18 protein-coding genes and 1 tRNA gene are annotated in these 18,136 nt (G+C 68.8%); 10 read left to right on the top strand and 9 right to left on the bottom strand.

Annotated elements, in window-relative coordinates:
- Window positions 1–3 precede the first annotated feature (3 nt).
- Genes KCG34_RS07460 through KCG34_RS07440 form a run of 5 tightly spaced genes read left to right on the top strand, consistent with a single transcriptional unit; the run spans window position 4 to window position 5,957 of the window.
- On the top strand, window positions 4–1,452 hold the full coding sequence (locus tag KCG34_RS07460; RefSeq protein WP_211939751.1) for a methylmalonyl-CoA mutase family protein: 1,449 nt from the start codon (window positions 4–6) through the stop codon (window positions 1,450–1,452).
- The gene (gene scpA / locus KCG34_RS07455; RefSeq protein ID WP_211939750.1) at window positions 1,449–3,623 is read left to right on the top strand and encodes a methylmalonyl-CoA mutase; all 2,175 of its coding nucleotides are present in this window, start codon (window positions 1,449–1,451) and stop codon (window positions 3,621–3,623) included. Before KCG34_RS07460 ends, scpA begins: the two co-directional genes overlap by 4 nt.
- Window positions 3,624–3,656: 33 nt before the next feature.
- A complete protein-coding gene (locus KCG34_RS07450) occupies window positions 3,657–4,457 on the top strand; it encodes an enoyl-CoA hydratase/isomerase (protein WP_211939749.1) in 801 nt (266 codons plus the stop codon).
- Between the two features lie 6 nt (window positions 4,458–4,463).
- Entirely contained in the window at window positions 4,464–4,913 is a 450-nt protein-coding gene (locus KCG34_RS07445; protein WP_211939748.1) for a VOC family protein, read from the top strand.
- Between the two features lie 45 nt (window positions 4,914–4,958).
- On the top strand, window positions 4,959–5,957 hold the full coding sequence (locus KCG34_RS07440; RefSeq protein ID WP_211939747.1) for a phosphotransferase family protein: 999 nt from the start codon (window positions 4,959–4,961) through the stop codon (window positions 5,955–5,957).
- Between the two features lie 3 nt (window positions 5,958–5,960).
- Here the strand turns inward: KCG34_RS07440 and KCG34_RS07435 are convergent, their stop codons facing one another.
- Both KCG34_RS07435 and KCG34_RS07430 read right to left on the bottom strand, forming a co-directional pair.
- Window positions 5,961–6,176, bottom strand: coding sequence for a hypothetical protein (locus tag KCG34_RS07435; protein WP_211939746.1), 216 nt, complete (start codon window positions 6,174–6,176; stop codon window positions 5,961–5,963).
- Between the two features lie 74 nt (window positions 6,177–6,250).
- The gene (locus KCG34_RS07430; RefSeq protein ID WP_211939745.1) at window positions 6,251–7,912 is read right to left on the bottom strand and encodes an MFS transporter; all 1,662 of its coding nucleotides are present in this window, start codon (window positions 7,910–7,912) and stop codon (window positions 6,251–6,253) included.
- A 136-nt stretch (window positions 7,913–8,048) separates the two neighbouring features.
- On the opposite strand from KCG34_RS07430, the gene KCG34_RS07425 reads away from it, so the two are divergent.
- Window positions 8,049–9,494 (top strand): M20/M25/M40 family metallo-hydrolase, encoded by a 1,446-nt coding sequence (locus KCG34_RS07425; protein WP_249138257.1) that lies wholly within the window; start codon window positions 8,049–8,051, stop codon window positions 9,492–9,494.
- A 26-nt stretch (window positions 9,495–9,520) separates the two neighbouring features.
- Here KCG34_RS07425 and KCG34_RS07420 read toward each other — a convergent pair whose 3' ends face one another.
- The 3 genes from KCG34_RS07420 to KCG34_RS07410 form a co-directional block, all read right to left on the bottom strand.
- Window positions 9,521–10,414: a DMT family transporter gene (locus KCG34_RS07420; protein ID WP_211939744.1), complete on the bottom strand. Its 894-nt coding sequence runs from the start codon at window positions 10,412–10,414 to the stop codon at window positions 9,521–9,523.
- Window positions 10,415–10,483: 69 nt separating this feature from the next.
- Window positions 10,484–11,941: an AMP nucleosidase gene (locus KCG34_RS07415; protein WP_211939743.1), complete on the bottom strand. Its 1,458-nt coding sequence runs from the start codon at window positions 11,939–11,941 to the stop codon at window positions 10,484–10,486.
- 39 nt (window positions 11,942–11,980) lie between these two features.
- Window positions 11,981–12,475, bottom strand: a complete 495-nt coding sequence (locus KCG34_RS07410; RefSeq protein WP_211939742.1) for an Lrp/AsnC family transcriptional regulator — start codon at window positions 12,473–12,475, stop codon at window positions 11,981–11,983.
- 101 nt (window positions 12,476–12,576) lie between these two features.
- Between KCG34_RS07410 and KCG34_RS07405 the strand changes: the two genes are divergently transcribed.
- Window positions 12,577–12,810, top strand: a complete 234-nt coding sequence (locus tag KCG34_RS07405) for a DUF6356 family protein (protein WP_211939741.1) — start codon at window positions 12,577–12,579, stop codon at window positions 12,808–12,810.
- A gap of 3 nt (window positions 12,811–12,813) precedes the next feature.
- Here the strand turns inward: KCG34_RS07405 and KCG34_RS07400 are convergent, their stop codons facing one another.
- Window positions 12,814–13,557, bottom strand: coding sequence for an SIMPL domain-containing protein (locus KCG34_RS07400; protein ID WP_211939740.1), 744 nt, complete (start codon window positions 13,555–13,557; stop codon window positions 12,814–12,816).
- A 98-nt stretch (window positions 13,558–13,655) separates the two neighbouring features.
- Here KCG34_RS07400 and KCG34_RS07395 point away from each other — a divergent pair.
- A tRNA-Ile gene (locus KCG34_RS07395) sits at window positions 13,656–13,731 on the top strand.
- Between the two features lie 358 nt (window positions 13,732–14,089).
- Here KCG34_RS07395 and KCG34_RS07390 read toward each other — a convergent pair.
- Window positions 14,090–14,752 carry a hypothetical protein gene (locus tag KCG34_RS07390; RefSeq protein ID WP_211939739.1) on the bottom strand — a complete coding sequence of 221 codons (663 nt, stop codon included), beginning with the start codon at window positions 14,750–14,752 and terminating at the stop codon, window positions 14,090–14,092.
- A 19-nt stretch (window positions 14,753–14,771) separates the two neighbouring features.
- Complete coding sequence (locus tag KCG34_RS07385; protein WP_211939738.1) at window positions 14,772–15,602, bottom strand: SDR family NAD(P)-dependent oxidoreductase; 831 nt, start codon at window positions 15,600–15,602, stop codon at window positions 14,772–14,774.
- Between the two features lie 206 nt (window positions 15,603–15,808).
- Here KCG34_RS07385 and KCG34_RS07380 point away from each other — a divergent pair, with 206 nt between their 5' ends.
- Complete coding sequence (locus tag KCG34_RS07380; protein WP_211939737.1) at window positions 15,809–16,651, top strand: alpha/beta fold hydrolase; 843 nt, start codon at window positions 15,809–15,811, stop codon at window positions 16,649–16,651.
- On the opposite strand, the gene KCG34_RS07375 is transcribed toward KCG34_RS07380, so the two are convergent.
- Entirely contained in the window at window positions 16,648–17,643 is a 996-nt protein-coding gene (locus KCG34_RS07375) for an AraC family transcriptional regulator (protein ID WP_211939736.1), read from the bottom strand. The two genes, KCG34_RS07380 and KCG34_RS07375, sit on opposite strands and share 4 nt — an antisense overlap.
- 114 nt (window positions 17,644–17,757) lie before the next feature.
- Here KCG34_RS07375 and KCG34_RS07370 point away from each other — a divergent pair, with 114 nt between their 5' ends.
- Window positions 17,758–18,120, top strand: coding sequence for a hypothetical protein (locus tag KCG34_RS07370; protein ID WP_211939735.1), 363 nt, complete (start codon window positions 17,758–17,760; stop codon window positions 18,118–18,120).
- Window positions 18,121–18,136: the final 16 nt, after the last annotated feature.

The following is an 18,136-nucleotide window of genomic DNA, read 5'->3' as shown; positions in this document are numbered from 1 at the left end:
GCCATGAGCGAAGCGGTGATCCCCCTGGCGGAGGGGTTCGAGCCCGCCACCTCCGAGCAATGGCTGGCCCTGGTGGCCAAAACCATCGACGGCGCAAGCTTCGACGAGAAGCTGGTCAGTCGGACCATCGACGGGCTGGAGATCTTGCCGCTCTATCCGGCCGGCGACGCCGCCGAGCCTTTGGCGCTGGCTGCGCGCGATTCCGCCCGGCCCTGGGACCTGCGCGTCCGCACCGCGCACCCGGATGCGGCCGCTGCGCGCGCCGAGATCCTGGCCGACCTCGAAGGCGGCGCGGCGTCGGCCATCCTCGCCATCGACCCGGAGGGCGCGGCGGGTTGCGCCATCGGTTCGGCCGAGGGCCTGGCGGCGGCCCTGGACGGCGTGGTGCTCGAGCTGGCGCCTGTGGCGCTGGACGCCGGCTTCCTCGGCCCGAAGGCGGCCGACTGGCTGGCCGCGGCGGCCAAGTCCTCGCCCAACGCCCTGCTGAACTTCCATCTCGATCCCTTGAGCGCGCTCGCCCGCGGCGGCGCCAGCCCGGGCCCGATCGAGAGCCACCTGATCTCGGCCGCCACCGTGGCCGCGCGCCTGACCGAGACCTATCCCAAGGCCGGTCTGTTCCTGGCTTCCGGCCAGGCCGTACACGAGGCCGGGGGCGGTGAGGCGCTGGAGCTGGGCTTCATGGCCGCGAGCCTGGTCGCCTACGCCAAGGCCCTCTCCCGCGCCGGCGTGCCGACAAGGGACGCCCTGCCGCGCATCGTGCTCGGCCTCGCCGCCGACGCCGACTATTTCGTCACCATCGCCAAGCTGCGCGCCGCCCGCCGCATCTTCGCCCGCATCGCCTCTGCGCTCGGCGTCGATGCGACCGCAAAGATCGAAGCCCGCTCGTCCCGGCGCATGTTGGCCCGGCTGGACCCCTGGACCAACATGTTGCGCCTGACCTCCGCCGGGTTCGGGGCGGCGGTGGGTGGGGCCGACGCCATCCAGCTCGGCGGCTTCACCGACGCCCTCGGCCTGCCGACCGCCTTCGCCCGCCGCCAGGCGCGCAACGCCCAACTGGTCCTGATGGAGGAGGCGAGCCTCGGCCGCGTCGCCGACCCCGCCGCCGGCGCCGGCTTCCTGGAGACCTTGACCGACCAGTTGGCCCGCGCCGGCTGGGCCGCCTTCCAGGGGATCGAGTCCGAGGGCGGGATCGTCGCCGCCCTCTCGTCCGGCTCCATCGCCCGCGAGGCCGCCGCCACCCTGGAACGCCGCCACGCCGCCATCGAGAGCAAGGCCGAGAAGATCCTGGGCGTGACCCTCTATCCCAACCCGATGAAGGTCGAGGTGGCGGTGGAAGCGCCCAAGGCGAGGCCGGTCGATGGGCCCTCGGCGCGCCTGCCCGGCCCCGACACGAAGGTTCCTCCGCTCACGCCCGTGCGGCTCGCCGCGCCCTTCGAGGAGGCTGGCCAATGAGCGCCTTTCCCGATTTCGCCGCCCTGGCCTACGACGCCGCCTTGCCTGGCGAGGCAGCCGTCGCGCCCGCCGGCGCCGCCTGGGAGACGCCGGAAGGGGTCAGCGTCAAGCCGGCCTATGGCCCGGCCGACGTCGCCGGCCTGGATTTCACGGGCGGCTATCCCGGCCTCGCGCCCTTCCTGCGCGGCCCCTATCCGACCATGTACGTCACCAACCCGTGGACCATCCGCCAGTATGCGGGCTTCTCCACGGCCGAGGATTCCAACGCCTTCTATCGGCGCAACCTCGCCGCGGGGCAGAAGGGCTTGTCGGTGGCCTTCGACCTGGCCACCCACCGCGGCTATGACAGCGACCACCCGCGGGTGGCCGGTGACGTCGGCATGGCCGGGGTGGCGATCGACTCCATCCTCGACATGCGCACCCTGTTTTCCGGCATTCCGCTGGACCAGATGAGCGTGTCCATGACCATGAACGGCGCGGTGCTGCCGATCCTGGCCCTCTATATCGTCGCGGCCGAGGAACAGGGCGTGCCGCACGCCAAGCTTTCAGGAACGATCCAGAACGACATCCTGAAAGAGTTCATGGTCCGCAACACCTACATCTATCCGCCCACGCCCTCGATGCGGATCATCTCGGACATCTTCGCCTATACGGCCAAGGAGATGCCCAAGTTCAACTCTATCTCCATCTCCGGCTATCACATGCAGGAGGCCGGCGCCTCGCTGGACCTGGAGCTGGCCTACACCCTGGCCGACGGCGTCGATTATGTCCGCGCCGGGGTCGCCGCCGGCATGGATGTCGACAAGTTCGCCCCGCGCCTGTCGTTCTTCTGGTGCGCGGGCATGAGCTACTTCACGGAGGTGGCCAAGCAGCGCGCTGCGAGGCTGCTGTGGGCCAAACTGATGCGCGAGACCTTCGACCCGAAGGATGCGCGCTCGCTGTCCCTGCGCGCCCACACCCAGACCAGCGGCTGGTCGCTGGCGGCCCAGGACGTCTACAACAACGTGCCTCGCACCGTGGTCGAGGCCATGGCGGCGACCAACGGCCAGACCCAGAGTCTGCACACCAATTCGCTGGACGAGGCGATCGCCCTGCCGACCGACTTTTCGGCGCGGATCGCCCGCAACACCCAGATCTTCCTGCAGGTGGAAAGCGGCCTTTGCCGCACCATCGACCCCTGGGGCGGCTCCTACTATGTCGAGCGCCTGACCCACGACCTGGCCGCGCGCGCCCTGGAGCACATCCGAGAGGTCGAGGCCCTGGGCGGCATGGCCAAGGCGATCGAGCAGGGGGTCCCGAAGCTGCGCATCGAGGAGGCGGCGGCCAAGACCCAGGCGCGCATCGACAGCGGCCAGCAGACCCTGGTGGGGGTCAACCGCTATCGCCCCGACAGGCCCGACGACATCCACGTGCTTAAGGTCGACAACGCCGCCGTGCGCGCCCAGCAGCTGCAGAAGCTCGCGCAGCTCAAGGCCGAGCGGAACCAGGCCGAGACCGACGCGGCCCTGGCGGCGCTTGAAGCGGGCGCGCGCGGGAACGGCAACCTCCTGGAGCTATCGGTGAACGCCGCCCGCGCCAAGGCGACCCTCGGCGAGATCAGCCAGGCGCTGGAGACCGTGTTCGGCCGGCACAGGGCCGAAATCCGTCTGCTGCACGACGTCTATGGCAAGACCTCGGGGGAGACGCCCAAGGTCGCCCGCGCTAAGGCCATGGTCGAGGCCTTCAAGCAGGCTGATGGCCGGTCGCCCAAGGTGATGGTGGCCAAGATGGGCCAGGATGGCCATGACCGCGGCCAGAAGGTGATCGCCACCGGCTTCACCGACCTGGGCTTCGACGTCGATGTGGGCGCCCTGTTCCAGACCCCGGCCGAGACGGCAAAGGAGGCGGTGGAAAAGAACGTGCATGTGGTGGGCGCCAGCTCGCTCGCCGCCGGTCACCTGACCCTGGTGCCGGAGCTGAAAGCCGAATTGGCCAAGCTCGGCCGGCCCGACATCATGATCGTGGTCGGGGGTGTGATCCCGGACGAGGACCTGAAGGCGCTCTATGACGAGGGGGTCGCGGCGGTGTTCCAGCCGGGCACGGTTCTGCCCGAAGCCGCCATCAAGCTGCTTGACGAACTCAACGTAAGGCTCGGCTATACCCAGGGGACTGGCAGTTCACGCCCGGCCTAGAGGGGCGGCAAAGCCCAGCTGGAGGAGCCCCCAATGAGCTACAACAAGGTCAAGGTGTCGGCCGAGGGCGACATCGCCGTCATCACCCTGTCGGATCCCGCCACCCTCAACGCCGCCAGCGTCGAGATGGGCGCCGAGATCGCCGACGCCCTCAAGGTCGCGGCCTATGGGACCGAGCCCAAGCGGGCGGTGGTGATCACCGGCGAAGGCAAGGGCTTCTGCTCCGGCGCCAACCTGCAGGCGGGACCGGGCGGCGGCAAGGTCGATCCGGACGGCAAGCCGGACGCGGGCGCGGCGCTGGAGACGCTCTACAATCCGATGGTCAGCGTGATCCGCGACCTGCCGATCCCGGTGGTCACGGCGGTCAACGGCCCGGCGGCCGGGGTCGGCTGCTCGATCGGCCTGATGGGCGACCTGATCGTGGCGGCCGAGAGCGCCTATTTCCTGCAAGCTTTCCGGCGCATCGGCCTCGTGCCCGACGGCGGCTCGACCTACATCCTGCCGCGCATGATCGGCAAGGCGCGGGCGATGGAGATGATGCTGCTGGGCGAGAAGATCCCCGCGGCCCAGGCCCTGGAATGGGGCATGGTCAACCGGGTGGTGTCCGACGCCGACCTGCTGCCGACCGCGCTCGGCCTGGCCAAGCAACTCGCCGAAGGCCCGATGGCTATCGGCCTGATCCGCCGCATGGTGTGGCAGTCGCTGGACTCCTCCTGGACCGAGCAGCTGAACATCGAGCGCCAGACCCAGCGCATCGCCGGCAAGACCGAGGACTTCCGCGAGGGCGTCGCCGCCTTCCTCGGCAAGCGCCCGGCGGCGTTCAAGGGGCGCTAGGCGGCCATGGAGATCAACGGAGTCGCCCACACCTTCATCACGGCGGGCGACTTCGCGGCGGCGCGGGCTTTCTACGGCAGGCTGCTGCCGTTCCTGGGCATGGCCTGCGTCGCCGACACCGACCAGGTCTATTACTGCGTCGGCGGGCGCACGGCGGTCGGCATCCGCGCGCCGAGCGCGCAGCACCGGGGCGCCCGCTTCGACCAGGGGCGGGTCGGCCTGCATCATCTGTGCTTCCGCGCCCGCGAGCGGGCCCATGTGGACGAGGCCCATGCCTTCCTGCTCGAGATCGGGGCCAGGATTGTGCATGGCCCGCAGGACGATCAATTCGCGCCCGGCTACTATTCGGTGCTGTTCGAGGATCCAGACGGGGTGCGGCTGGAGATCAACCACGTGCCGGGCAAGGGGCTCCTGACCGAGGATGGGCCGAAGCCGGTGGGGCAGGGGCTGAGCTAGTTTGCGTTCGCGAGCGGTTCTACTAGAACTCCGGGGGAAAGCCCCATGACCCCCGACGCCGATCTCGACGCTTTCGCCCGCGACGCCGGTCTGATCCGCGCCGGCGAAACCCCGCAGTGGGCGGCGCTCACCGGCGGGGTCTCGTCCGACATCTGGCGGCTGGACAGCGGCGGGCGCAGCTATTGCCTGAAACGGGCCCTGGCGCGCTTGAAGGTCAAGGACGACTGGACCGCGCCGGTCGAGCGCAATCTCTACGAATGGCGCTGGTTCGAGACGGTGGGAGGCCTGTTCCCGTCCTATGCGCCGCGGCTGGTGGCCCGCGACGAGGCGCGCGGCGTGTTCGCCATGGATTTCCTCGACCCGGCGCGCCACAGCCTGTGGAAGGCCGAGCTGCTGGCCGGGCGCGCCGATGTCGCCTTCGCCTCCGAAGTCGGGCGCGCGCTCGGGCGCATCCATGCCGCCACAGCCGGCGACGCCGTCCTCGCCGCCAACTTCCAGACCGACGCCTTCTTCTTCGACCTGCGGCTCGACGCCTATCTGCTGGCCGCCGGCCGGCGCAGGCCCGAGGTCGCCGAACGGCTGGCCTTCCTGGTCGAACGCACCGCTGCGACCCGCCTCGCCCTGGTGCACGGCGACGTCAGTCCCAAGAACATCATGATCGGGCCGGCCGGCCCGGTGTTCCTCGACGCCGAGACCGCCTGGTGGGGCGACCCGGCCTTCGACCTCGCCTTTTGCCTCAACCATCTACTGCTGAAGCAGCGGGTCGCGCCAGGGGCCACGGCTGACCTCGACGCCAGCTTCGACGCCCTGGCCAGCGCCTATCTCGCCCATGTGGACTGGGAGCCCAGGGCCGCGCTTGAGGCGCGGGCCGCGACCCTCCTGCCCGGCCTGTTGCTGGCCCGGGTCGATGGCAAGTCGCCGGTGGAATACCTGCCAGGCGAGGCGGAGCGGGCGCCGGTTCGCGCCGTCGCGCTGGGACTGCTGCAAAAACCTGTGGAGACCCTAGATGGCGTCCGGGCGGCCTGGGCCAGGATCGCCGCTTGAACCTCAGACCAGGATGTCCAGCACCTGCTTCTGGGTCTGGGCCAGCGACTGCATGACCTTGGCCTCGGCCTCGAAGGCGACCTTGGCGCCGATCTGGTCGGTGATGGCCGAGGCGATGTCGCTATTGCCCGCGGCGGCGTTGCCGAGGGCCGTGCTGGCCTGGCTGAAGACGCTCATGCTGGCCGTGAGGCCGGAACTGATGGCTGAGATCGGATCCATGGCCGCGATCCTGCCCAGCCGCGGTGAACGAAACCCCCAACGGACAGGGTAAAGATTGCGGCCTCGGGCTGGACTCAGGCCTCCAGCGAGCGTCCCAGTGTCTCCGGCAGAAACAGCAGGCAGACCACGAAGCTCAGGGCCACGAAGGCGGTCGGGTACCAGAGGCCGGCATAGATGTCCCCTGCGCCGGCGACGATGGCGAAGGCGGTGGCCGGCATCAGCCCGCCGATCCAGCCGGCGCCCAGGTGATAGGGGACCGAGATCGAGGTGTAGCGGATGCGGGCCGGGAACAGTTCGGCCAGGATGGCGGCGGTGGGGCCGTAGATCAGGGCCGCGATCGAGACCAGGGCGACCACGATCAGCACCACACGCACCTGGTCCACCCGCGCCGGGTCGGCCTTGGCCGGATAGCCGGCGGCGGTCAGGGCGGCCTTGGCCTGGGCGGCGAAGGCGGTGACGCCGGCCTTGCGCGCCGTGGCGGCGCCGGAAGGATCGGGAACGGTCAGCGCCCGCGGGCCGATCTCGACCCGGGTCGCGGCGCCGGCTGGCAAAGCGAGGCTGCGATAGCTGATCCCCGCCTTCGACAGCCCGGCCTTGGCGATGTCGCAGCCGGTCGCATCGAAGCGGTTGCCGCCGATCGGGTCGAACTGAACCGAGCAGCGGGCCGGATCGGCATAGACGCTGACCGGCGCCCTGGCCTGGGCCTCGGCCAGGGCCGGATTGGCGGCCCAGGTCAGGGCGTGGAACAGGGGGATCAGGGCCACGGCGCCGATGGCGCAGCCGACGATCACCACCGGCCGGCGGCCGACCACGTCGCTGAGCCAGCCGGCGACGACATAGGTCGGGGCGGCCAGGGCCAGGGCGACGATCAGCAGCAGGTCGGTCTGCAGGTCCGCCAGCTTCAAGACCCGCTGCAGGAAGAACAGGGCGTAGAAGCCGCCGGCGTACCAGACCACCGCCTGGCCTGCGACCGGGCCGAACAGGGCGACCAGCATCAGCCGCATATTCTCCCAGCGGCCGAACGTTTCGGCGTAGGGCGCCCGCGAGAGGCTGTCCTCGGCCTTCATCTGGCGGAAGATCGGGCTCTCGTTCAGCTTCATCCGCACCCAGAGCGAGATGGCCAGGAGCGCGGCCGAGAGCAGGAACGGCGCGCGCCAGCCCGTGGCGGCGAAGGCGGCCTCGCTCATGCGGCTGCGGAAGAGGACGATGGACAGGAGCGAGGTCAGGAGCCCGCCGGTGGCCATGATGTTGATGAAGCCGGTGGCGAAGCCGCGGCGATCCCTGGGCGCGTGCTCGGCGATATAGACCACCGCCCCGCCGTACTCGCCGCCGATCGCCAGGCCCTGAAGCAGGCGCAGGGCGACCAGGATCACCGGCGCGGCGACACCGATGGCGCTGTAATCCGGCAAGAGGCCGACGGCGAAGGTCGAGGCGCCCATCAGGGTCATGGTGACCAGGAAGGTGTTCTTGCGGCCGACCAGATCGCCGACCCGGCCGAACACCAGCGCGCCGAACGGGCGGGCGATGAAGCCGGCGGCAAAGGCGGCCAGGGCGAAGACGAAGGCCGTGCGCTCGTCCACCGCGGCGAAGAAGTGCCTGGCGATCTCGCCGGCCAGGGAGCCGTAGAGGAAGAAGTCGTACCATTCGAAGAGGGTGCCCAGCGAGGCGCCAGCCACCACCAGGCCCAGCCCCGTGGTGCGCGGCTCGGCCTTCGCCCCAATGGTCTCGGCGACCATGAACCCCCCCGTTCTCTGTTCTTGGCCGCGACTATGGCCCAGGGCGCGGACGATCCAAACGCCAATCTGGCGCAGGAGCGATCACAGTCCGCTTGCCCTCTCGGCGGACTCCAGCCAGGGTCCGCGGCGACGTTTGGTGAACGGAGCCGTAACCATCATGACCGACGCCTGGGCCAAGGCCATAGCCACAGCGGCCATCGGCCTCTTCGCCAACAGCGCCTACGGCGCCGACGCACCCCAGGCGCTGCGGCCGGACCAGGTGCAGTTCCGCGCCCTCTACAAGGAGCTGGTCGAGACCAACACCAGCCTGTCGGTCGGCAGCTGCACCCAGGCGGCGCAGCAGATCGGCGCGCGGCTGAAGGCGGCGGGCTTCGCCGACAGCGACATCACCTTGTTCTCGACGCCGGACCATCCCAAGGAAGGCGGCATCGTCGCCGTGCTGCCCGGCGCCGATCCCAAGGCCAAGGCGATCCTGCTGCTGGCCCACCTCGACGTGGTGGAGGCCAAGCGCGCCGACTGGACCCGCGACCCCTTCACCCTGGTGGAGGAGAACGGCTACTACTTCGCCCGCGGCTCTGCCGACGACAAGTCCATGGCGGCGATCTGGGCCGACGACATGGCCCGCTTCAAACAGGCCGGCTACCACCCCAAGCGCACCATCAAGATGGCCCTGACTTGCGGGGAAGAGACCACCTACGCCTTCAACGGCGCCAACTGGCTGGCGCAGAACCGGCCCGACCTGGTGGCAGCGGAGTTCGCCCTGAACGAGGGCGGCGGCGGCGAGACCGACGGCCACGGCAAGCTCGTGGATCAGTCGATGCAGGTGGGCGAGAAAGCGGTGCAGAACTTCCGCTTCGAGACCCGCAACCCCGGCGGCCACTCCTCGATCCCGATCCCCGACAACGCCATCTATGAGCTGTCGGCGGCGATGCTGAAACTGCAGACCTACGAGTTCCCGCTGCAGATGACCGACACCACCCGCGCCTTTTTCGCCCAGGCCGGGGCCGCTCGCCACGACGCCCTGGGCGCCGCCATGGTCGCCCTGGCTAAGGACCCGACCGACAAGGCGGCCGAAAAGGTGGTCAATACCGACCGCACCTACCACTCCATGCTGCGCACCACCTGCGTGGCGACGCTGCTGGAAGGCGGCCACGCCAACAACGCCCTGCCCCAGCGGGCGGCGGCCAACGTCAACTGCCGCATGTTCCCCGGCCGCACGGTCGAGGAAACCCAGGCCCAGCTGGCCGCCGCGGTCGGCGACACCGGCGTCAGCATCACCCCGGTCCCGCCGCTGCGCCCGGTCGCCGTGCCCCCGCCGCTGGATCCCAAGGTGATGGGCCCGGCCGTGCGGCTATCGGCCAAGTACTTCCCGGGCGTGCCTGTGGTCCCGGTGATGTCCACCGGCGCCACCGACGGCATCTTCCTCGAGGCGATCGGCATCCCGGTCTATGGCGTGCCCGGCCCCTGGGGCGACCCGGACGGCAACGGCGTGCACGGCCTGAACGAGCGGATCGAGGTCAGGTCGCTGATGGTCGGGCGCGATTACCTGACCGACCTGGTCAAGGCCTACGCGGAGCAGTAGCCGAGGGCTGAAACCCGCGGCGGCGTTCAGCTCGGTGTCGCCGCCACCTCTTCCAGGTCGGGGGCGGTGGTGTGCTCCTCCCCCAGCACCACCACCAGGCTGCCGGCGATGATGCAGAGGCCGCCGACGGCCAGGCCCCAGGTCAGGCGGTCGCCGAACAAGGTCACGCCGATGATCGCGCCCATCAGGGGCTCGATATTGACGAACACCCCCGCCTTGGCGTGACCGACGCGGGGGGCGCCGAACTGCCAGGCGGCGGTGGCCAGGAAGGTGCAGAAAATCCCCTGGGCGATCATGGCGCTCCAGACCGCAGGGCTGAGGTCGAGCCGCGGGGCGCCGTCCAGGGCGAAGGAGATCGGCGCCAGGGCCAGGGTGGCGATGATCACCGTCGCCGCCGGCATGGCCATGGCCGTGGGCGGCTTGGGCGCCCGGCGCAGGATCAAAAGCCAGGTGAGGAACAGCAGAAGCGCGACCACGCTCAAGGCTACGCCTAAGGGCGTGGCGGCGCCCTGCGGCCGGCCGGCGATCAGCACAGCGCCCAGCGAGGCCGAGGCCACCCCGGCCCAGGATATACGACTCACAGGCTCGCCCAGGAGCCGCGCCGCCACCGCGATCAGGGCCGGCATGGCCCCGACCAGGAGCGCCGCCAGGCTGACGCTGGCCCGGGCCAGGCCCTCGTTCTGCACCTCGAAAGCCACGGCGTAGATCACCCCGCAGGCGATCACGATCGGCGAGCGGAACAGGGCCCGCGCCTCGGGCCGCCTCAGCGCAAAGGGCAGGGCGATCACGCTGGCGAACACGAACCGCCAGAGCACCATGTGCGCCGCATCGGTCTCGGTCAGCGCCACCTTGCCCAGCGGAAAGCCCAGGCCCCAGAAGAGGCCTGCGGCCAGCAGCAGCAGGAAGGCGAGGCGGTTCATGCAATGGAACGCGTGGATGGAGGGGCAGGGCAGAGATAGGGAGCTTGGCCGCTCCCCGTAACTCCGAATTCAGCGGAACGGCGGCTCGTCGAAGCTTCTCAGCTTGCGCGAATGCAGCCTGGGGCCTTCCTGGCGGAGCAGGTCGATGGCGGCGATGCCGATCCTGAGGTGCTGGCTGATCGCCCGCTCGTAGAAGGCGTTGGCCTGGCCCGGCAGCTTGATCTCGCCATGCAGCGGCTTGTCGGAGACGCAGAGCAGGGTGCCGTAAGGTGTCCGCAGACGGTAGCCCTGTGCGGCGATGGTGGCGCTCTCCATGTCGATGGCGATGGCCCGCGACTGGTTGAACCGGAGCGCGCTCAGCGAATAGCGCAGCTCCCAATTACGGTCGTCGGTGGTGGCCACGGTGCCGGTTCTGAGTCGCGCCTTCAGGGCGTCGCCGCTTTCGCCGGTGACCATTTCGGCCGCCCGGGTCAGGGCCACCTGGATTTCCGCGAGCGCCGGGACCGGGATCTCGGGCGGCAGGATGTCGTCCAGCACGTGATCGTCGCGCAGGTAGGCGTGAGCCAGCACATAGTCGCCTATGGTCTGGGTCGAGCGCAGGCCGCCGCAGTGGCCGATCATCAGCCAGGCCTCGGGGCGCAGCACCGCCAGATGGTCGGTGATGGTCTTTGCGTTGGAGGGGCCGACGCCGATATTGACCAGGCTGACGCCCCGTCGTCCGGCCGCGGTCAGGTGATAGGCCGGCATCTGATGGCGCCGCCAGGGGCTCTCGGCCGCGGCGCGCTCGGGGTCAGGGGTGTCCTTGGTGATCACCACCCCGCCGGGGCAGCGCAAGGTCTCATACGGGCTGGACGGATCGGCCAATTGGGCTGCGCCCCAGCGGACGAACTCGTCGACATAGCGGTGGTAATTGGTGAACAGCACATAGGTCTGCACCTGGTCGGCCGGCCCGCCGGTGTAGTGGGCCAGGCGCGCCAGGGAGAAGTCGGTCCTCAGCGCGTCGAACAGGGTCAGTGGACGGTCGTCGTCGCCGCCCTGCGGGCTCCAGAACCCATCGGCAACCTCGTCGCCGATCGAGGCCAGTTCGGTGGCCGGGAAGTGCAGGGCGATGTCGGCCGAGGAGATTTCCCCGTCGCTGAGGTCGACCGAGCCGTCCAGCACGTAGGGGTAGGGGATCTCCTGGCGCGAGCGCACCACTTCCGCCCCGACGTCGAAGTCGGACAGGATCAGCGACAGCTGCTCGATCAGGTAGCTGCGGAACAGGTCCGGCCGAGTGATGGTGGTCGAGTAGGTTCCGCCCTGGCTGAAGCGAGCGTAGGCGCGTGGCAGGCGCGGCGAGGGCCCCTTGGCCACATAGGAGAGCCGCAGGGCCGGATAGGCATAGGCTCCGCCGGCGCGGGCGATGGGATCGGGCGCGGTGCGGTCGGCCAGATAGGCCCGCAGGTCTTCCCGCAAATGATTGACGGAGCGCTCGTATTCCGCCTGCAGCCGGTCGACCAGGGCTATGGCGTCGTGTTCGTGAGTCATGGGGACTTATAGCGCCGGGCCGCAAAGCTTTCGAGACGATTATCCCCGCATCGCCGGGCGCGGCAGGGGCACGGCGTGGGTGTGCTTCAGCTCCTCCATGGCGAAGGCGGCCGAGACGTCGCGCAGCCTGGCGGTGCGGATCAGCGATTTGTAGACCTCGTCATAGGCCTTGATGTCGCTGACCTGCAGCTTCAGCAGGTAGTCCACGTCGCCGGTCATGCGGTAGAACTCAACCACCTCGGGCATGCGTGCGACCTTGTCGGCGAAGGCCTCCAGCCAGTCCTCGCTGTGTTCGCCGGCCGTGAGGCTGACGAAGATGGTCACCCCGCAGCCGACCTTCTGCGGGTCGACCAGCGCCACCCGCTTCTTGATCACCCCAGCCTCCTCCAGGATCTTGATCCGCCGCCAGCAGGCGTTCTGCGACAGGTTCACCGCTGCGGCGACCTCGGCCACGGCGCGCGAGGCGTCCTCCTGCAGCTGGCCCAGTATGGCGATGTCGAAGGCGTCCAGGGTGATCGACGGTAAGGTTGTCATTTTTCCCAATCCGGACCGCTAGTTTGGGTGAAATTGGGAAAAAATTCGGACCCGGGTCAAGTAATATCAACTTAAATCGGCGAATCGCTGGGGGAATTTCCGTGTTCAAACGTCTGTTCCTGGACCATCCTCGCACCGTGAACGAGACCTATTTCGAGCATCAGCGCGCGGCCTTCTTCTATGGCAGCACGCTGCTGGTCGCGGGATTGGCCTGTATCGTCCACGGCCTGGTCCCCGCCCTCTGCACCACCTCGGGCAGCCGGCGTGTGAACAAGCTCAGTCACCACATGGGCGAGCGCAAGCGCCGCGCCGCCGAGGAGCTGGTCTCGATCTGAGCCCTATTTGCTCAGCTCATAGACGCCGGAAATATCGATCCGCACGGTCAGTTGGCCCTGTTCCACCGGGGTCGGCGCCGCCGCAGCCTTCGCTGCAAACGCCAACATCGGCCGCACCGGCCCAGGCTGATAACCGCCGCCCTCGGTCAGGTTGACCAGGCGCTTCAGCCGATAGCCGGTCTCGGCGGCGTAGAGTTCGGCCTTGGCCGCCAGGGCCTGGACCGCCGACTTGCGCGCCCGGTCCTCGGCGGCGCGGGGATCCTTCAGGCCAAAGCTGATGCCGCTGACCTGGTCGGCGCCCGCGTTCACCACCGCATCCACCACCGGCCCCAGACGGGCCAGGTCGTTCACCGTCACCCGCACCTCGTTGTCCGCCTCATAGCCCGTCAGCTTCGGCGGGCGATTGGGGCCATAGTCGTAGGCTGGATTGAGCGACAGGTTCGAGGTCTGGATGTCCTTCGCCTCCAGGCCCGCCGACTTCAGCGCCGCGATCACCTGGCTCATGCGCTGGGCGTTGTCGGCCATGGCCTGGCGGGCGCTGGGGGCCTTGACCTGGACGCCCAGGGTGATGGTCGCCTGATCCGGGCGGGCCTCGGCCTCGCCCTCGGCCGAAAGCGACAGGGTGGTGGCGTCGAAGGCGCGCCCGCCCTCGTCGGCCTGGGCCCCTACTGTCTGAGCTCGGGCGGCGCCGGCGAGCCCGGCCAGGGCCAGGGCGGCGAAGATAGCCGGGGCGAGGGGGCGGGTCATGCAGCGTCTCCATGCAAGGGGCCAAGCTTTGCATGCGACCCGAAGCGGGCCTTTATGCGGCGAAGGCGTCATGCTAACCCGCTCTCCCGCGCCGACGGGGGCCCGTAGCTCAATGGTTAGAGCCGACCGCTCATAACGGTCTGGTTGGGGGTTCGAGTCCCTCCGGGCCTACCAATCTTGTTGGACGACAGAGAAGTCTGGACTCCGGCGCAGATAGTTGGACCGATCCGCGTCTATCGATCGAATTGATTGCATCGACGCGTAGGGCGTCGCTTGTGCTGGCGGCTTCTGCGCGACGCAAGCACCTCCCGAAGCAGTTGGGGCAGATAGCCAGATTCGGTCAGGCTCGGATTGAGTCAGCAACTCCCCGGTCCGAGAATTGCCTGCGTCCGCGCAGGCAGCGTTTGCACTTTCGGAATTGCACAATGGCGTGGGTTCTGCCGCGATGAAAGTTCGAGCATCTGGCGGAATCCGCTTATGGGCCGTGCATGCCTGAAGCTGGCGGGCCTGTTCGGATGGCGTCGGCCTCCGCTCAATCGGGTTTGCGACGTTCGGCGCGCCACCAACCGACGCCAAGGAAGATGATCAGCAACAGGGCTGCTGTGGCCTGGGTGTAGTCGGGCATCATCATCTCGGCCGTGAACGGGGCGAGCACGATCTCCAGCGAGGCCAGCTTGTAGGGCATGATCGCCGGGTAGCGCGGGTCGGTGATCAGCTGCAGGAAGGCGCGGCGGTTCGGGTAGCGGATCAGCAACATGCGGCTCCAGTGGTCGCCGCGGGCGTCGTAAGGCAGCACGTTCTGGCCCTGGGGGCGCCCCATGAACGGGGCCGACCCGCCCATCGGCAGCAGCATGGGCACCGCCTTTGACTCGTAATAGGCGTTGGCCTGCGCCGGGGTCATGGAGGCAGGCGGGCCGCCCGGGAAGGCGCGCACCTGCGGGTAGAACCGCATCAGGTTGAGCATGTAGACCGGCTTGCCGTCGTCAGCGAACGCCCAGGCGCGCAGACGGGTGAGCATTTCTGCCTTTTCGGCCGGGGGGATGGCCAGGTTGTGGTCGGCCTGAGCGAGGTAGCGGTCGACCTCCGCTGGGGTTAGGCGCGAGCCCAGGACGCCAGGGTTCTGCCAGGCGAACATCGCGGCGGTGATCAGGACGAAAGCGACGGCGAGGCCGCGCAGAAGGGTGAGTTTGGGCACGCGCTTATCCTTGTACGAATTATTTCCAGAAGCCGATCTTGCTGGCGACGGAAAGGGTCAGCCGGCGTTTCATCCGGGTCGGGGCGAAGCGGCGCGCGACGGCGCCGAACTGGGCGCTGGGCCCCACGAACACCTTGTCCTTGCCTGATCGGACGGCGGCGACGATGGCGTCGGCGACGACGCGCGGATGGCAGCCGTTCTTGGCGTAGTAGGCGGAAAGCCCGTCCAGCTGTTCGCGCGTGATCGAAGGCGCAGCCCCCATGGGATTGGGGACGATCGCCGTGTTGATGATCCCGGGATGCACGCTGATCACGTGCACGCTCGAACGGCTGAGCTCCATTGCCAGACCGTCGCTTAGCCCCTCCACCGCCCATTTGCTGGCGGCGTAGGCGTTCATGTTGGGGATTGGGATCGCCGAGGCGGTCGAGGACACGTTGACGATGCAGCCGGGCTCGCCGGATTCGACCATTGCCGGCCCGAAAACCTGGCAGCCATTGACCACGCCCAGCACATTGATGCGCAGCACCCGCTCATAGACCTCGAGCGGGGTGTCCAACAGCGCCCCGAAATAGCCGACACCAGCATTGTTGATCAGGATCTGGGGCAGGCGGTCCTGCGACTGCAGTTCGGCGGCCAGGGCGTCGTAGGCCGGGCGGTCGGCCACATCCAGGCGGAGCGTGTCGATGGTCAATCCCTCGCGGGCGGCGTCGGCCTTGAGTTCGGCGAGGCCGGCGAGGCTGACGTCGGTGGCGACCACTTTCGCGTCGGCCCGGGCCAGAGCCAGGGCCGTTTCACGCCCGATACCGGATCCGGCTCCGGTGACGAGGGCGCGCTTATCCTTGATCTGCATAGGTTTTGGCGTCTCCCCGACGATCTGACCCGTTTGATTTGGCTTTCGGTATCAGAGGCGGAAGGGCTCAGATTGACTTTACGCGCCAGAGCCGGCTTGCCGGGCGGATAGCCGCAGCACTGGCGCGCAAGGTCAATTCGTGGGGGCCGGGTTGGGACATGCTGGCCAGCGTCCGCCCTGGCTGGCGGCGCTGCAGGCGAGGACACATGGCCGCTGCTGAGATCGAACATCGCCAGTTCCACATCGGCGAGCTCGACATGCATGTGCTGCTGGCCGGGACAGGCGAGCCGCTTCTGCTGCTGCATGGCTTCCCGGACTCCGCCCAGCTGTGGCGCAAGATGATCCCCGCCCTGGTGGGGGCGGGTTATCGTGTAATCGCGCCCGACCAACGGGGCTTTGGGCGCACGGCAGCGCCCGAGGGAGTGGGGCCCTACAGGATCGACCGGATCGCCGCCGACGCCATTGGTCTGCTCGACGCGCTAGGTATCGAGAAGGCCGCGTTGATGGGTCACGACTGGGGCGCAGCGATCGGCTGGGCTCTGGCCTCGGCGCATCCAGACCGTTTCAGCCGCTACGTCGCCCTGTCAGTCGGCCACCTGAACGCCTATGCGTCGGCGGGGCTGAGGCAGAAGCTCAAGGGCTGGTACGTGCTGGTGTTTCAGTTGCGCGGCCTCGCCGAAGCGATGTTCAGCGCCGGGAATTTTGCGTTCCCCCGGCGCTGGTTGGGCGATCCGCCGGAAATGCCGCATTGGATCGCGGATCTGTCGCGTCCCGGCCGGTTGACCGCTGGCATCAACTGGTATCGCGCCAACATCGGGCCGTTGCTGCGGCCCTCCTTCGGCCGGGTGCAGATTCCGGTGCTGGGCGTCTGGAGCACCGGCGACATCGCGCTGGCCGAGGAGCAGATGACGGCATCGGCGGGGTTCTGCGACGCCGGGTTCGAGTATCGGCGTCTGGACGGCGTCGGCCATTGGATACCGCTTGACGCACCGGACGAAGCGGCGGCGCTGGTGCTGGATTTCCTCGGACGGACGAGCGCGGCCTTCTAGGCCGGGCCCTTGCGGATCGCCGTCGGCGGCGCGCCGTACCAGCGCCGCACAGCCCGCGACAGGGCGCTGGTCTCCGAGAATTGCAGGATCTCGGCGATGGCCGTGACGCTGAGCATCGAGTCGCGCAGATAGGTCAGGGCGAGGTCAGCCCGCACCTTGTCGATCAGGGCCTCGAAGCTGATGCCGTCCTCGGCCAGGCGCCGCTGCAGAGTGCGCCGCGAGGTTCCGAGCAGGCGGGCAACGATGTCGAGGGTGCAGTCTGCAAAGGGCAGCAGGGCCCGTACGGCGATCTCGGCCTGTAGTCGGAGTGCGCCAGGCAGGGCGCGGCGGCGAGGCTCCAAGTCTTCCAAAAGGCTCGCGTGCAGGGCGGCGTCGCGGGCGGGATTGGGCTGCGACAGCATCCAGGCCTCGATGAACAGCGCATTGCGGTCTGCGTTGAAGCGGACCTCGGGGCCCAGGATCTGACGATGCAGCCGCAGGTCCAGAGGCGGTCCATGGCGAAAAGCCACGTCGCTCGGCCGCCAGTCGCGCGCCCAGCGCTGCAATTCGGCCACCATGATCCCAAAGCCGAGCTCGATGATCTGGCGCCGCGAGCCGCCGACCTCGGCGGCGACGTCATAGACCAGGCTGGCGCCTTCCGGTTCCGGCTCCAGCGCCACCAGCGCGCCCTGGGTATGCATGGGGAAATAATCGACGACGGCTTGCGCCAAAGCGCCCAGCGTCGGCACGTTCTGGAACAGCGGCCAGAGCGGGCCGAACAGGGACAGCTCCTGCTTCTTCGAAAGCCTGAGGCCGAAGGTCTCGCAGCGGCAGGCTTCGGCCGCGAGTTCGAGGAAGCGCACGACCGAGGTCACCTCCACCGGAAAATCCGGGTCGGCCAGGGCCACGCGTTCGATCCCCGCGTCGTTGGCGAGCGCCTGCGGATCGCCGCCGAGCTCGGCGATCAATTCGGGCGCTCCGACCAGGACGCCGCTACGGACCCAGGCCGTCATCGATACATCGCTCTCCAGAGCCAGCTTCAGATCGATTGGCGCGCAAAGTCAAACCGATTGCAATCGAATGACTAGGTTGGCGATCGATCCAACCCAGATCCGGACACCACCACCATGGCTGCCTCCCCTCGTTCCCGATCGAGCGTCATCCTGGCCCTGCTGCTCTTCGCCGGCGGCCTCGTCATGGCCTTCCTCGGCTCCATGGCGGCTGGCTACTACGTCCCCGCGGCCTGCTTGGCGCTGTTGGCGGCCCTGATCTGGCTGGGCCGGGCGTCAAAGCTCGTTGGGCTCGTCGCCTTGATCAATGTGGTGAGCGGCATGGTTCTGTTGCTGGACCTCTGGCTCGGCGGCGGCCTGGGCGATCTCAAGCTCGACATTTCCGGGGTGGCCCTGCTCGTCAACCTGGCGACGGGCGGCCCCATCCTGAGCCTCGTCGCCGCGCTGCTCCTGACCCGCACCAGCCTCGTCCGCGCCTGAGCATCCATACAAGAGG

The organism is Phenylobacterium montanum, from assembly GCF_018135625.1.
GTDB classification, from domain to species: Bacteria; Pseudomonadota; Alphaproteobacteria; order Caulobacterales; family Caulobacteraceae; genus Poindextera; species Poindextera montana.
Note: the sequence above shows the minus strand (reverse complement) of the source record. Positions and strands in the feature narration are given on the sequence as shown.

Excerpts from the sequence above, each read along its gene's own strand:
- KCG34_RS07460 (WP_211939751.1), top strand. The coding sequence starts at position 4 with ATGAGCGAAGCGGTGATCCCCCTGGCGGAGGGGTTCGAGCCCGCCACC.
- scpA (WP_211939750.1), top strand. The coding sequence starts at position 1,449 with ATGAGCGCCTTTCCCGATTTCGCCGCCCTGGCCTACGACGCCGCCTTG.
- KCG34_RS07450 (WP_211939749.1), top strand. The coding sequence starts at position 3,657 with ATGAGCTACAACAAGGTCAAGGTGTCGGCCGAGGGCGACATCGCCGTC.
- KCG34_RS07445 (WP_211939748.1), top strand. The coding sequence starts at position 4,464 with ATGGAGATCAACGGAGTCGCCCACACCTTCATCACGGCGGGCGACTTC.
- KCG34_RS07440 (WP_211939747.1), top strand. The coding sequence starts at position 4,959 with ATGACCCCCGACGCCGATCTCGACGCTTTCGCCCGCGACGCCGGTCTG.
- KCG34_RS07435 (WP_211939746.1), bottom strand. The coding sequence starts at position 6,176 with ATGGATCCGATCTCAGCCATCAGTTCCGGCCTCACGGCCAGCATGAGC.
- KCG34_RS07430 (WP_211939745.1), bottom strand. The coding sequence starts at position 7,912 with ATGGTCGCCGAGACCATTGGGGCGAAGGCCGAGCCGCGCACCACGGGG.
- KCG34_RS07420 (WP_211939744.1), bottom strand. The coding sequence starts at position 10,414 with ATGAACCGCCTCGCCTTCCTGCTGCTGCTGGCCGCAGGCCTCTTCTGG.
- KCG34_RS07415 (WP_211939743.1), bottom strand. The coding sequence starts at position 11,941 with ATGACTCACGAACACGACGCCATAGCCCTGGTCGACCGGCTGCAGGCG.
- KCG34_RS07410 (WP_211939742.1), bottom strand. The coding sequence starts at position 12,475 with ATGACAACCTTACCGTCGATCACCCTGGACGCCTTCGACATCGCCATA.
- KCG34_RS07400 (WP_211939740.1), bottom strand. The coding sequence starts at position 13,557 with ATGACCCGCCCCCTCGCCCCGGCTATCTTCGCCGCCCTGGCCCTGGCC.
- KCG34_RS07385 (WP_211939738.1), bottom strand. The coding sequence starts at position 15,602 with ATGCAGATCAAGGATAAGCGCGCCCTCGTCACCGGAGCCGGATCCGGT.
- KCG34_RS07380 (WP_211939737.1), top strand. The coding sequence starts at position 15,809 with ATGGCCGCTGCTGAGATCGAACATCGCCAGTTCCACATCGGCGAGCTC.
- KCG34_RS07375 (WP_211939736.1), bottom strand. The coding sequence starts at position 17,643 with ATGACGGCCTGGGTCCGTAGCGGCGTCCTGGTCGGAGCGCCCGAATTG.
- KCG34_RS07370 (WP_211939735.1), top strand. The coding sequence starts at position 17,758 with ATGGCTGCCTCCCCTCGTTCCCGATCGAGCGTCATCCTGGCCCTGCTG.